This is a genomic window from Brevibacterium sp. K72 (genome assembly GCF_050562175.1).
GTDB classification, from domain to species: domain Bacteria; phylum Actinomycetota; class Actinomycetes; order Actinomycetales; family Brevibacteriaceae; genus Brevibacterium; species Brevibacterium casei.
On record NZ_CP191582.1, the window covers coordinates 2,614,680 to 2,627,858 of the forward strand.

Below are 13,179 nucleotides of genomic sequence, written 5' to 3' on the forward strand. Positions count from 1 at the left end.
AAACGCGCCGGGGGCAGATGAATGCGTAGGTCACTTCCGATGCGCGGTCGGTCGGCGGCTCCCATCGGTCTGTGGACGGAGGTGTGAGGGCACTGGATCACGATACTCAGGAAACTCACAAGTAGCCACCACGGCCCCTCACGCGCTCTCGTGTCACTGTCGTTCCCTATCATTGGGGCATGGCAGAGCAGGTTCGGTGGACGGAGGAGCGTGTGCTCCGGGCGATCGCCCGCGGAGAGATCGTCGTGCGGCGTTCGGCACGGCGGAAGAAGACGATCGCGGTGTCGAAGGAGATCGACACCTATGTGCTCAGTGCTCCCGACCGCTACAGCGTCGAGTCGAACATCCGGTCGCTGACCGATCTGTTCAACCGCCTCGCCGCGAAGGACCACTCCTCGGCTGCGGACCTCGTCGCTCTCGCCGACGAACTCAACGACCGCTACTTCGCCGGACGCCTGCGGCCGGCGTCGATCCGGTGGGTGACGAACCAGAACCTCAGCCGGTGGGCGTCGACGACGACGTCGACCGGCGACATCAGGATCTCCCACCGGCTGCAGTCCGTGCCGCGCTGGGTGCTCGAGACCGTCATCGTCCACGAACTCGCGCACCTGCAGATCGGCCCGCACACCAAGGAGTTCCACGCTCTTGCCGACCGTCACCCGAGGCAGGCGGAGGCGAAGCTCTATCTCGACGGCTTCAGCGCGGGGGAGCGCTTCGGCCGCGGCACCTGAGGCGGCCGTGCGCGGGTCCGTTCGGCTGCCGCGTGACCGACCGCTCATCGATCCGTTCAGGCGCCTTGCGCGAACACCTCGGCTGTGGCCCGATAGAGCTGCGGAAGGCGCTCGACGAGGTCGGGCATGAGGTCCTCGGGAAGTCTGCCGACGGGGAACCAGGCCACGTCGATCGATTCCTCGGAGACCCTCGGCAGATCCGCCGTCTCGGCGACGGCACCGTAGACGACGTCGAAATGGCGTCGGCACGTGCCGAAGTCACCGGCCAGCTCGTGGATGTCGAGGTCGATGGGGGCAGGGGAGACCCATGAGAGCGAGCCGATCCCGCTCTCCTCGAGCGCCTCGCGTCTCGCCGCCTCCCGCAGGCTCACATCACCGGGTTCGAGGTGACCCCCGAACTGCATCCAGGCCCCGGCCTTCCGGTGGTGGTTGAGGAGGACCGCTTCGGCGGCGGGGTCGATGACGAGGCAGCTCGCCGTGACATGCTCGGACGTGCCCTCACGCACGAGCGCCGACGCCCCGCTGTGCTCGAAGAGCTCAGCGAACGCCTCGGCGTTGACGATGCCCGTGATCTCCGCGCGAGCGGTGTCGAGGTCGATCACCTCACTTCTCGTCGCGGTCCGTGGAGTCAGGGCCCTCAGGGGTCGACTCGTCCTCGGTCGCCGCGGACTCGTCATCCGTCGACCTGTCGCCTCGCGCGCTGTCACCCCGCGCGCTGTCGGCCTGGGAACCGTCGGCGGAGGAGGCGTCGGTGGATGAGTCGCCATCCTGCGACGCGGATGCCGAACCGTCCTCGGCGTCGCCTCGCGCCTGCGCCGGATCCTCGGCACCGGCGGACGAGTCGGTCGCGGTGGCCGTGGCGCCGCTGCCGTCCGTGCCTTCGGCGAGGATGCGGCTGAGCGCCTCGTCGAGGGTCGATCCGCCCTCCCATTCCGCGCGACGGCGTTCGCTGTAGCCGAGCGGGTCGTCGAGGTCCTCGGTCGTGGGCAGGAGGTCGGGATGGGAGAAGACCTTGTCCCGGGCCTCCGCCCCGCCCTGCGTCTCGAGGTACCCGAAGAGCGCGGCGGCGTCGCGCAGCCGGCGGGGATTGAGCTGGAGTCCGACGAGGGTGGAGAAGGTCTTCTCCGCCGGGCCGGCGGTCGCCCGTCGACGGCGCAGGGCCTCGCGGATCTGCTCGCGAGCCGGAAGCTTCTCGCACGCGGCATAGACGACGACGTCGACCCAGCCGGCGATGACCGCAAGGAGGTTCTCCAGGGTCGTCAGCGCCCGCTTCTGCTCGTCCGTCGTCGGCGGGTTGAAGAGTCCCTGGCGGATGTTGTCGCTGAGGTCGGAGATGTTCGAGGGATCGATCGACGAAGCCATCTCCTCGATCTGCGAGGTGTCGACCTTGAGGCCCTGAGCGTATCGGGCGAGCGCGGTCTCGACCTGAGCGCTCAGCCACGGAGCGCGCTCGAAGAGTGCGAGGTGCGCGAGCTCCTGGGCGGCGAGATAGATGCGGACCTGGGAGACGTCGACGCCGATCTCCTCGGCGAACGCGGCGATGTTCGACTCGACGAGGACGGCCTGGTCGTGGGGGAGCAGAGGCAGTCCCACCTCGGTGCCGGTGAGCACGCTCTCCGACAGCGCCCCGACGGCCTGACCGATCTGCATCGAGAACATCGAATCGCTCATCGAGGAGAACATCGACGAGGCACCGGCGAGGATGCCCTTCATCTCTTCGGGCATCTGGGTCTGCAGGGTGTCGGTGAGCGCGGTCGACATGTTGTCCTTGATCGGCTCGACGAAGCGCTGCCAGCCTGGCATCGTCCGTTTGACCCAGTCGGCGCGGGTGAGCGTCGACGTCGACCGATTGGCCACGGAGAGGTCCGTCGCTTCGGCGAGCCACAGCTCGGAGAGGCGGAATGCATCCGTGGTCGCGTGGACCGCGTCATCACCGACAGCGGGATCGGGGGAGGGGACGCTGCGCAGGGCGATCGAGGTCGCCTGCGCGGTCGGGTCGGCTCCCTGCCCGAAGAGGCCCTGCATCTGGTTCATGATCGTCGCCATCATTGCGGGGTCGATCGAGAAGCCCTGTGCACCGCCGGCACCCTGCGCGCCGTCCGAGCCGCCCTGACCACCCTGGCCGAAGAGCATTCCGAAGATCTGCTCGAAGGGGTTCTGCTCGTTGCTGTTGTCGTTGGTGTTGTCGTTGCTCATGATCTCACGCGCCTTCACGAATCGTAGTCATCACCACGGTAACCGCCGTACCTGTCAGAAGCTTCCCAATCCCGCCCGATGTTCGCACCGGGCGAAAGGAGTCTGAGAATTCCGTGACCTGCTTTCAACTAGACTGGTCACGCGGTGCAGCGAAAGGAATACATGTCTGAGAATGCCCCCCGGGCCGTGCCGGTGACGGCGCCGTCCCAGCGGAGCCGAGCCCGCCGACGTTCACCCCGTTTCGCCACGTCCTCCGGCGTCATGACCTATCTCCTCATCGCCCTTGCCGTGCTCCTGCCCGTGCCCTACATGCTCCAGCTGCCGGGGCCGGTGTTCAACACCCTCGGTGACTATCAGGGGAAGCCGATGATCAGCGTCTCCGGCGCCCAGACCTACCCCACCGACGGGAAGATCGACATGCTCACCGTCGCCGTGAGCGGTGGACCCGGACGCGACACCTATGCCTCGCAGGCGCTCGGGGCGCTCATCCGCGGCAAGGAGACGGTGGTTCCGACCGAGGCCTACTATCCGCTCGAGACGACCCGCGAGCAGGTCGCGGAATCGAACTCGTATGAGATGACGTCGAGCCAGGACGTCGCCGTCGCCGCTGCGATGGAGCAGCTCGACAAGCCGTACACGGTCTCCCTCCTCGTCGACGAGGTGACTCAGGGTGCTCCGGCCGACGGTCGGCTGGAGTCGGGAGACCGAATCCTCTCCGTCAACGGCACCGGCCTCGAAACCGACCCCGAGGCGGCTGCGAAGATGAGCACGACCGTGCAGAACTCGGACTCCGTCGATCTCGTCGTCGACCGGGACGGCGAACAGGTCGAGCTCACCCTCGAGCCTGCGACGATCCAGGGACGCAACGCCATCGGCATCACGATGAAACAGGATTTCGAGTTCCCCGTCGACGTCACCTTCAACGTCGACGGCATCGGCGGACCGTCCGCCGGCACGATGTTCGCCCTCGCGATCGTCGACGAGCTCACTCCGGGGGCGATGACCGGCGGCAAGCACGTCGCCGGCACCGGTGAGATCACCCCCGCCGGACAGGTCGGCCCCATCGGCGGAGCCCGGCAGAAGGTGGCGGCGGCGACCGCGGCGGGAGCGAAGCTCTTCCTCTCGCCCGCCGGCAACTGCGCCGAGGTCATCGCCGCAGCCGACCGGTCGAAGATCACCGTTGCACGCATCGACACCCTCGACGACGCGCAGAACGCCGTCGAGGGCTTCGCCGCCGGGGACACGTCCGCACTGAAGACGTGCCCGGCCGGCGACTCCACCAATGAGAAAGGGAAGCAGTGAGCACTTCGTCCTCACCCACCTCCGCGAGAATGCCCGGATCTGGATCCAAGCGTTCCCCCCTGCTGCTCACCCTCGTGACGGTGGCGATCCTCCTCGTCGCCTTCATCGCGTTCACCCAGGTCTACACCGAGGTGCTGTGGTTCGGTCAGATCGGTGCCGGCGACGTGTTCCGCACGATGTGGTTCACCCGCGGCATCACCTTCCTCGCCGGCTTCGTCGTCATGGCCGTCCCGGTGTGGCTGAGCCTGCACCTGGCGTATAGGAACCGACCGGTGTACGCACCGACGACCCCGCGCCAGGAGAACCTCGACCGCTACCGCGAGGCCATCGAGCCCCTGCGCCGGGTCGCGACCCTGGCCATCCCCGCCGTCGTCGGCATCCTCTCCGGCATCACCGCCTCCGCGCAGTGGAGCACGGTCCTGCAGTGGATCAACGCGACGCCGTTCGGCGAGACCGATCCGCAGTTCGGCATCGACAAGTCCTTCTTCGTCTTCGTCCTTCCCGGTCTGCGGCTCATCGGCGACACGCTGGGGATGGCGCTCGTGCTCTCGCTCATCGCCGCCCTCGTCGCGCACTACCTCTTCGGCGGCATCCGCCCAGGAGAGCAGCGGGGGATCGTGCTGACGAAGACCGCGCAGTGGCAGATCGGCATCACCGTCGCCGTGCTCGTCCTCGTCCAGGCCGGTCGCCTGTGGCTGAGCCGCTATGACCGGCTCACCGCGACCGGCGGCATCGTCCCCGGTGTCACCTACGTCGACGACCGGGCCGCGCTGCCGGCGATGGCGATCGTCGCGATCGCCGCCGTCCTCGTCGCCCTCCTCTTCGTCTACACCGCGTGGAAGGGCAACTGGCGGATCTCGATCATCGCCACCCTCACCCTCCTCGTCCTCGGCGGGGTCTCGATCATCGCCTACCCTGCGCTCGTCCAGCAGTTCCAGGTCAATCCCTCCCAGCAGAGCCTCGAATCCGAGTACATCCAGCGCAACATCGACGCGACCAGGGAGGCCTTCGACTTCGACGACATCGAGGTCACCCCGTACGAGCCGAGCACGAGCGGTGAGAAGGGAGCGCTGCGCGAGGACGCCGAGACCGCGGCATCGATCCGCCTCCTCGATCCCAACCTCGTCTCCGACACCTTCCGCCAACTCCAGCAGGTGCGGCCGTACTACTCGTTCCCCGCCCAGCTCGACGTCGACCGCTACAACATCGACGGGCAGATGCGCGACACGGTCATCGCCGTGCGCGAGCTCAGCCCCGCCTCGGTGAACAACCAGAGCTGGTACAACCGGGCGATCGTCTACACGCACGGATTCGGCGTCGTCGCCGCCAACGGCAACCAGCGCAATCCCGACGGCGAACCGACGTTCATGGAGTCGGACATCCCGCCGCAGGGCGAGTTCCCCGAATACGAGCCGCGCGTCTACTTCGGCGAGAGCTCTCCCGAGTACTCGATCGTCGGCGGACCCGAAGGGGCCACACCGCGCGAGCTCGACTACCCCTCGGACGAAGAGGGCGGTTCGGGTCAGGTCAACAACACCTTCCAGGGCGACGGCGGCCCATCCGTGGGCAGTCTCTTCAACCGCCTCGCATACGCGCTGAAGTACCAGGACGAGCAGATCCTCCTCTCCGATGCGGTGAACTCGGAGTCGCAGATCCTCTACGAACGCCATCCGCGTCAGCGCGTCGAGAAGCTCGCTCCGTTCCTCAAGATCGACGGCGACCCCTACCCGGCGGTCGTCGACGGCAAGATCAAGTGGATCCTCGACGGCTACACGACGGCCAAGGACTACCCGTACTCGACACCGCAGCCCCTCCAGGAGGCCACGGAGGATTCGACGACGGCGACCGCACCCGGCACGGTCGCGACCCTGCCGGATGAGGAGGTCAACTACATCAGGAACTCCGTGAAGATCACCGTCGACGCCTACGACGGCTCCGTCGACATGTACCAGTGGGATGAGAACGACCCGGTGCTCAAGACGTGGATGAAGATCTTCCCTGGTCTCATTCAGCCCCCGTCGGAGATGTCCGGTGACCTCATGAGCCACGTCCGCTACCCCGAGGACATGTTCAAGGTCCAGCGTGAGCTGCTCACCCGCTACCACGTGACCACGGCGAGCGAGTTCTACACCGGGCAGGACTTCTGGGCCCTGCCGACCGATCCGACGAAGCAGGCGAACAGCGGTCTCACGCAGCCGCCGTTCTACATGACCCTGCAGATGCCGGGTCAGGAAGCGCCCTCGTTCTCGCTCACGAGCTCCTACATCCCGGCCCGCTCCTCGGAGGGGCAGTCGCGGAACAACCTCACCGGCTTCCTCTCCGCCGATGCGGACGCCGGGGCGACGAAGGGCGAGATCTCGGAGAACTACGGCAAGCTCCGGCTCCTCCAGCTGCCGCGCAACACGACCGTTCCAGGCCCCGGTCAGGCGCAGAACAACTTCAACACCGCGCCCGAGGTCCAGCGCAGCCTCAACCTGCTGCGTCAGGGTGAGTCGCAGGTCCAGAACGGCAATCTGCTCACCCTGCCGCTCGGCGGCGGACTGCTCTACGTCCAGCCCGTCTACGTCCGCTCGGCCGGTGAGACCTCGTACCCGCTGCTCCAGCACGTTCTCGTCGCCTTCGGTGAGAACATCGGGTTCGCCCCGACCCTCGACGAGGCGCTCGACCAGGTGTTCGGCGGTGATTCGGGCGCCGAGGCCGGCGACGCGGGCACGGAGTCCGGCGGTGGCGGAACCGCAGGCACCTCCGGAGGCGAGGGTGAGGGCGATCGGCCCGCCAACAAGAGCCTCAATGATGCCCTCGAGGAGGCGCGCAAGGCGATGGAGGACTCCGACGCCGCGCTCAGGGAGGGCAACTTCGAGGAGTACGGCAAGGCGCAGGACCGCCTGCGGAAGGCCCTCGAGGACGCCGTGGCCGCCGACCCCTCGATCGCTGAGGACGGCACCCAGTCGCCTGCTCCCAATGAGGGCGGGAACTGAGCTGAAAGCGGCCTGAGCCGAAGACGGCCTGAGCCGAACGCGGCCCGAGCCGAAGACGACGGCCCCCGGAGGACTTCTCCGGGGGCCGTCGTCGTGCAGGGCGGACCTGATGGGGCCGCCTCGGCGGGGGAGCGGTGATTACTTCGTCAGATACCCGTCGAGGTCCTCGACGATCTCCATCGCTCCGACGGGGCCGAGGCCGAGGAACCACACGTCGTCGTCGACGCGGTGCGCCCGGCCGTCCTTGACCGCTTCGAGTCCCGTCCACTGGCTCGTCGACAGCGCCCGGGTCTCCCCGGTGGCACCGGGATCGCCGTAGCTCGTGTAGAAGATGTAGTCGCCGTCGGCCTGGTCGAGCTTCTCGGGAGAGATCTCCACGGCGAGATCGTCGACGTCCTGCATCTCCGGGCGTGCCAGACCGGCATCGGAGAGGACGACTCCGATGAGGGACAGGTTGCCGTAGAGGCGCAGACGCTCGGGCATGAACCGCACGAGTGAGATCGTCGGGTCGCCCTCGACGCTGTCCTTGAGCTCGGTCACCGCCCGCCCGTACTCGTTGAGCTTCTCGGTGGCCGCCTCCTCGGTGCCGAGCGCCTCACCGGCGAGGAGGAAGTTCTCCTTCCACGGGAAGCCGGGGCGGATCGAGAAGACCGTGGGAGCGATCGCCGACAGCTGGTCGTAGAGCTTGTCTGCACGCAGCTGACTGCCGAGGATGAGGTCGGGTTCGAGGGAGGCGATCTTCTCGAGGTCGAGTTCGCTGATCGTCCCGACGGTCTCGACACCTTGAGTCTTCTCGGCGAGGTAGGAGGGAACGGGGTTCGCCCCCTTGGTGGTCACCATGCCCACCGGTGTGATGCCGAGGGCGATGACGTCGTCGAGTTCTCCGGTGTCGAGGACGACGACGCGTTCGGGCTTCGCCTCGATCTCCGTCGTCCCGTTGGCGTGTTCGACGGTGCGGGGGAACTCACCGGGTGCCGCATCGCTGCCGAGCTTCGCGGTCTCTTCGTCGGCGGTGTCGAAGAGTCGGCCGCCGGTGGCGACATCGGTGTTCCCGGCGCTGTCTCCGGATGTCGCTTCGGACTCGGCGGCACAGCCGGAGGCGAGCAGAGCGACGGCGAGCACGGTCGCGGTCATGGTGCGGAGACGGGAAGAGCGGGGGAGTTGAGAGAATCTGGTCATAAGGTGAGTCTAACCTCACCTGGTGGTTCGGGCCGGCTGCGCCTCGCGGGTCCGGCCCGACCGTACAGCGCGCGTCCCGATTGCCGGGGCGCGTCCGGGGATGAGAAGAGGCCCCGTCCAGATCAACTGGACGGGGCCTCTGCCACTGTGGTGGCGGGGGGAGGATTTGAACCTCCGACCTCCGGGTTAAGCGATTCACTCGTGCTTGATCGAGTGACCATCGCCGGAGGGCAAGTTCTCGCACTGGCCTCGGTACTGAGCCTCGTCGAGATGGCTTCCGGAGGTGTCGACCGATGAGCAAGCATCTCAGCGTGCGCGGCGTCAAAATGATGCTCAGCCAAGCCGGCATCGACACTCACCAACTCACATTCACACGACACGACCTTGTGAGCTTCAGCGATAAATGGCGGTGTTCTGTCAAAGCCCGATGGCGTTCGGGGCTCGGTAGCCGTGCCGGCTATTCGGTGAGTGTGCGAGCTCTCCTGTAGAAGGTGGCCCGTGACATTCCCAGGTCCCGGGCTACCTGTGTGGCCGGCTCGCCACTATCAACCAGTCGGAGAGCGTTGCGGATCTGGCTGTAAGTGATTCGGCGAGGTCGGCCTCCGGGTCGAGCCCGGCAGCCCGGCGTTTAGCGATCTAGTCGGTTAATCGCTCGCGTTTGATGTCGTGTTCCATCTGCGCAAGTGCTGCCATGATGGTGAAGAGCATCGTCCTCATCGGCGTGGCGGTATCGACATCTCCGCCGCCGAGGTTGAGCACTCGCACCCCCAGCACCGCGGGTGCGGAGTTCCTCGGCGAAGGCCAGCATGTTCTGTGTCGACCGTCCCAGGCGGTCGAGTGTGGTGATGACGAGAGTGTCCCCGGCGATCAGTGCTTCGAGGGCTCGATCGAATTCCGGTCGAGAGGCACGTGCACCGGAGACGCCGTGGTCGATGTATAGGTCATCGCGTTCGACTCCAGCAGTCAGCAGATCGACCTGTTGCCGGTCGGTGGATTGGTCACGGGTGGATACGCGAGCGTATCCGATGAGTTTCGCCACGAAGGTCTCCCAGTGTGTCTCATAACCAACGGCGAGTTCATAGATTCCCTTCCAAGGTTACAAGACATAGTTATAAGAAGCTGGTGCTCGGTCAGGAAGGCTGAGAATGCTGTCATTTTCAGAAGTCGGCTGCACGGAATGTCCGAAGTCGGCTGCACTATCTGCTGGAGGCCGCGCTCTGATCGACGACCCTGCTGATCTTGTTCTTCGGCGCTTCCCTCATTTTTTCGCCTGGCGGCGCAGGGCACGGAGCACTGTGTCGCCACGGTCGTCACCGCACGTCGCGGTCAGCGGGCTTCTACGGTGCCCATCATGCCCTGGTCCTCGTGGTCGAGGATGTGGCAGTGGTAGACGGTCTTCCCGGGAAAGTCCTCGAAGGCGATGAGGACTTTTACCTGGCTGCGGGCCGGGACGTTCACTACGTCCTGCCACCTCGGTTCGGAGAGGTCGCGGTTTCCGTCCTGGACGATCTGCATGGGCCATACGTGCAGGTGGATGGGGTGGTCCATGGGACTGGAGTTTTTCAGGGTCCATTCCTCCACGGTCCCGGCCGCCACGGGGGTGTCGACCCGGTCGGGGCCGAACTCCTGGCCGTTGATGGTGAAGGCCATCATCGTGGTGTCCCCCTCACCGCCCCCACTGCCCATCATGGCCCCGCCGCCCATGCCCATGGCGAAGTCCAGGGTGCGGCGGGCGGTGATCAGCTCCCCGCGCAGATCTCGCAGGCCCGGTCCTTCAGGCACAGGTGGAGGTTTTTGGACGGGTGCTCCGGACACTGTCAGAGTGAGCAGCTCGACCGGCTCGCCGCTACCGGTCTCGTTGTCACCCATCATGGTCCCGCCCATCATGGCGTCCATGCCGCCGCGGTCCACCGGTGCGGCGACCAGCGTGGAGGAGCCCTCGGTCGTTTCCACGAGCATCTCGATGCGGTTGCCGGGGGCCAGCACCACTTCGGTGATGTCCTCGGGGGTCGGCAGGCGGCCGAGGTCGCGGCTGAGCACCCGCACCTGCTGGCCCTCCAACCGCAGTCGGAGGTACCGGGAGGGGCAGGCGTTCACGATTCGCCACCGTTCCCGCTCCCCGGGCGCGGCGTTCAGTTGCGGGCGGACCGCTCCGTTGACCAGCACGACCTCACCTTCCCGGCCCATCATCTGTTGCATCTGACTCACCTCGGCGAGGTTGCCCGAAGCATCCAGGGTCAGATCCGAGACCACCATGACCCGCTCCCGGGTGACCGGGACCGGCTCGGTGTCCTCAACGATGATGGCCCCGTAGAGTCCAGCGGCGACCTGATCGGCCACGTGGCCGTGGCGGTGCGGGTGGTACCAGTAGGTGCCCGGCGGATGGTCGGCGGGCAAGGCGAACTCATAGTTGAAGGACCCACCGGGTGCGATACTCACGAACGGGTTATCGCCGTTGCCTTCCGGGGAAACGTGCATCCCGTGCACGTGCAGGTTCGTCGGCGCCTCCAGACGGTTGGTCATCGCAACCCGCACTGTATCTCCGGGTGCCACGCGCAGAGTCGGGCCGGGAAGGGAGCCGTTGAAAGCCTTCACGGATGCCTGCTGTCCGCCGACCTGGATGCGTGTCTGGGCGGCGGTCAGGTCCAGTTCCAGCACGCCTTCGCGGCTGGCCAGCACCTGCGGTTCGATCAGGTCCTCACCACCGGTGTACCCGCGGCCGCCGGTGGCGGTCCACCACAGCCCGGTCCCGCCGACGACGGTGGCACCGGCCCCTGCCGCGCCAAGCGCCAGCAGCTGCCGGCGGGTCAGCGGGCTCACCGGCCGTCATCTTCGAGGGTCTGCAACCGTTCGCGGTACTCCTCGGCGCTCAACTCGCCGCGGGCGTAGCGCTCCTGGAGGATCTCCCGCCCCCGGCCAGGATCCGCGCCGGGGGCACGACCGTGATCGGGTGCGCCGGTGTTCGAGGATCTGCCGGAGAGGGTCTTTACCAGCACGACCACCAGCACGATTACCCCGGCGAGCACCAGCAGCCCGAAGACCCACATCAATCCCATACCACCCATACCGCCGCCGTTCATCATGATCGTGCTCCTTCTCTCTGGTCGTGCATGGTCAGATCTTCAGTCCTATGTGTCTCTTGCCGGTATGTGTCAACCCAGTTTTGACCTCTCAAGCCTTGGGCAGCGGGCATTTCCTGCTCACCACCACCGGGATGGACCGTGTGCTGCAGGGGCCCCGCCGATGGAGACGGCGGCGATCCCAGCTTCGGTGGCTTCTTCGATCGCGGTCGCTAACCGGGCTGGGCCTGTCCGAAGCGCAGCAGCAGCGAATCGGGCACGGAACAGCAGAGCCTGGTGAGCCAGCGCGAAGGCTGTCGCTGTGAGGAGCGGTTACGATTCGGCCATGGGCAGGCCGACACTTTCGGCCTCGTTGAACATGGCGTCGATGTGGACCACGTCTTTGCCGGCGCGCTGCAGCAGGCTCGCGGCGATGCCGGAACGGTAGCCGGAGGCGCAGTGCACCCACAGCCGCTGTGGCGGGACGTCGCCCATCCGGGACGGCAGGTCATGGACGGGGATGTTGACGGCCCCTCGAATGTGGGAGGTTTCGAACTCGTCGGTGCGCCGCACGTCAAGAATGACTTCGTCACCGGTGCTGCCGCGGGGAACCTCATCCCAGCCAACCCGGGGATACTTGGCGGTTGGCACTCCATGGGCCCATTCGGCCGGGCCGCCGCCGGTGGCAGTATCGGGGGAATCGATGCCGATCCGGGACAGGTCCCGGATCGCGTTCTCCACATCTTCGTGCGTACCGAGCAGTGTCAGTTTGTCGTTCCAGGGCAGCACCCAGCCCAAATATCCGGTGAAGCTGGACCCGTCGCCATATTCGAAACTGACGGACCCATCCAGATGGTTGCTGGCGAAAGCGACCCGGTTGCGCAGGTCGATGACCCATTCGCCGTCGTTGAGGCGGCGGCCGAGTTCGCCGGCGTCGACCGACTCTGGCACTGTCAGGTCCGCGGGACCGGGGCCTTCAATGTTCAGGGGGCTCATGTGTGCGTAGTAGGCAGGGTAAGCGCTGAGGTTGGCGATCAATTCCGAAACGAAGTGGTCCTCGTCCGGATCTGTCAGAGCATGGTTGTCCCGGGCCTGCTCGCCGATAGTGGACGAATCAACCTGGGCGGCAGGTCCGCTGGAGCAGAAGGAACCGAACCCATGGGTGGGATACAGCGGGGCGTCCTGGACGGCTTCGGCAACGAGCCGCCGCGCCGAGGCGTACTGGTTCCGGGTGAGGGTCTCGGTGTCATCGTCGCTGACCAGGTCGGTGCGCCCAACGGAGCCATACAGCAGACTCCCTCCGGAGAAAACCGCCTGCCCTTGACCATCGCTGACGATATAGGACAGGTGGGTGTGGGTGTGCCCGGGCGTGGCCACCGCCTTGACGGATAGATCGCCGACCTGGAAGACCTCCCCGTCGGCAACCGGGGTCCGTTCGTAGTCGACGGGGTCGGCGGCGTTGACCAGATACTCTGCCCCGTGAGCATTGGCGAGCATCAGCCCGCCGGTGAGGTAGTCGTTGTGGATGTGGGTTTCGGCAACGTGGGTGATTTTCACCCCCGCATTCCGGACGGCGGCTTCGAGCCGGTCGGTATCGCGCTGCGGGTCGATCACCAGTGCACTCGTGCCGTCGTGGACCAGGTAGCTGCGGTCGCCCAGTTGCGGGGTGTCGATCGTGATGACGTCCATGGGATGCTCCTTCACTATGGGCACTGTTCACGCTGATGGAATAGG

The 13,179-nt window shown here is 66.4% G+C and carries 9 protein-coding genes and 1 pseudogene; 3 read left to right on the forward strand and 7 right to left on the reverse strand.

Annotation, left to right across the window (positions count from 1 at the left end; genetic code table 11):
• Nucleotides 1-179 precede the first annotated feature (179 nt).
• A complete protein-coding gene (locus tag ACQ1RG_RS11690) occupies nucleotides 180-731 on the forward strand; it encodes a M48 metallopeptidase family protein (RefSeq protein ID WP_040340957.1) in 552 nt (183 codons plus the stop codon).
• A 56-nt stretch (nucleotides 732-787) separates the two neighbouring features.
• Here ACQ1RG_RS11690 and ACQ1RG_RS11695 read toward each other — a convergent pair whose 3' ends face one another.
• Together ACQ1RG_RS11695 and ACQ1RG_RS11700 are read right to left on the reverse strand one after the other, a co-directional pair.
• Nucleotides 788-1,333 carry an NUDIX hydrolase gene (locus tag ACQ1RG_RS11695; RefSeq protein ID WP_063249704.1) on the reverse strand — a complete coding sequence of 182 codons (546 nt, stop codon included), beginning with the start codon at nucleotides 1,331-1,333 and terminating at the stop codon, nucleotides 788-790.
• A gap of 1 nt (nucleotide 1,334) precedes the next feature.
• The gene (locus ACQ1RG_RS11700; RefSeq protein WP_040341141.1) at nucleotides 1,335-2,927 is read right to left on the reverse strand and encodes a zinc-dependent metalloprotease; all 1,593 of its coding nucleotides are present in this window, start codon (nucleotides 2,925-2,927) and stop codon (nucleotides 1,335-1,337) included.
• Nucleotides 2,928-3,089: 162 nt separating this feature from the next.
• Between ACQ1RG_RS11700 and ACQ1RG_RS11705 the strand changes: the two genes are divergently transcribed.
• Complete coding sequence (locus tag ACQ1RG_RS11705) at nucleotides 3,090-4,229, forward strand: YlbL family protein (RefSeq protein WP_040340959.1); 1,140 nt, start codon at nucleotides 3,090-3,092, stop codon at nucleotides 4,227-4,229.
• Complete coding sequence (locus ACQ1RG_RS11710; protein WP_119296823.1) at nucleotides 4,226-7,207, forward strand: UPF0182 family protein; 2,982 nt, start codon at nucleotides 4,226-4,228, stop codon at nucleotides 7,205-7,207. The genes ACQ1RG_RS11705 and ACQ1RG_RS11710 overlap by 4 nt, the downstream gene beginning before the upstream one ends.
• A gap of 138 nt (nucleotides 7,208-7,345) precedes the next feature.
• Here ACQ1RG_RS11710 and ACQ1RG_RS11715 read toward each other — a convergent pair whose 3' ends face one another.
• The 5 genes and pseudogenes from ACQ1RG_RS11715 to ACQ1RG_RS11735 form a co-directional block, all read right to left on the reverse strand.
• On the reverse strand, nucleotides 7,346-8,341 hold the full coding sequence (locus ACQ1RG_RS11715) for an ABC transporter substrate-binding protein (protein WP_238614676.1): 996 nt from the start codon (nucleotides 8,339-8,341) through the stop codon (nucleotides 7,346-7,348).
• A gap of 502 nt (nucleotides 8,342-8,843) precedes the next feature.
• Nucleotides 8,844-9,425, reverse strand: a pseudogene (locus ACQ1RG_RS11720) (recombinase family protein).
• A gap of 287 nt (nucleotides 9,426-9,712) precedes the next feature.
• The gene (locus ACQ1RG_RS11725; RefSeq protein ID WP_119296825.1) at nucleotides 9,713-11,206 is read right to left on the reverse strand and encodes a multicopper oxidase family protein; all 1,494 of its coding nucleotides are present in this window, start codon (nucleotides 11,204-11,206) and stop codon (nucleotides 9,713-9,715) included.
• Nucleotides 11,203-11,469, reverse strand: a complete 267-nt coding sequence (locus tag ACQ1RG_RS11730; RefSeq protein ID WP_062862452.1) for an SHOCT domain-containing protein — start codon at nucleotides 11,467-11,469, stop codon at nucleotides 11,203-11,205. Before ACQ1RG_RS11730 ends, ACQ1RG_RS11725 begins: the two co-directional genes overlap by 4 nt.
• A 309-nt stretch (nucleotides 11,470-11,778) precedes the next feature.
• On the reverse strand, nucleotides 11,779-13,134 hold the full coding sequence (locus ACQ1RG_RS11735; RefSeq protein ID WP_119296826.1) for an MBL fold metallo-hydrolase: 1,356 nt from the start codon (nucleotides 13,132-13,134) through the stop codon (nucleotides 11,779-11,781).
• Between the last annotated feature and the right edge of the window lie 45 nt (nucleotides 13,135-13,179).

Excerpts from the sequence above, each read along its gene's own strand:
- ACQ1RG_RS11690 (WP_040340957.1), top strand. The coding sequence starts at position 180 with ATGGCAGAGCAGGTTCGGTGGACGGAGGAGCGTGTGCTCCGGGCGATC.
- ACQ1RG_RS11700 (WP_040341141.1), bottom strand. The coding sequence starts at position 2,927 with ATGAGCAACGACAACACCAACGACAACAGCAACGAGCAGAACCCCTTC.
- ACQ1RG_RS11705 (WP_040340959.1), top strand. The coding sequence starts at position 3,090 with ATGTCTGAGAATGCCCCCCGGGCCGTGCCGGTGACGGCGCCGTCCCAG.
- ACQ1RG_RS11715 (WP_238614676.1), bottom strand. The coding sequence starts at position 8,341 with ATGACCGCGACCGTGCTCGCCGTCGCTCTGCTCGCCTCCGGCTGTGCC.
- ACQ1RG_RS11730 (WP_062862452.1), bottom strand. The coding sequence starts at position 11,469 with ATGATGAACGGCGGCGGTATGGGTGGTATGGGATTGATGTGGGTCTTC.
- ACQ1RG_RS11735 (WP_119296826.1), bottom strand. The coding sequence starts at position 13,134 with ATGGACGTCATCACGATCGACACCCCGCAACTGGGCGACCGCAGCTAC.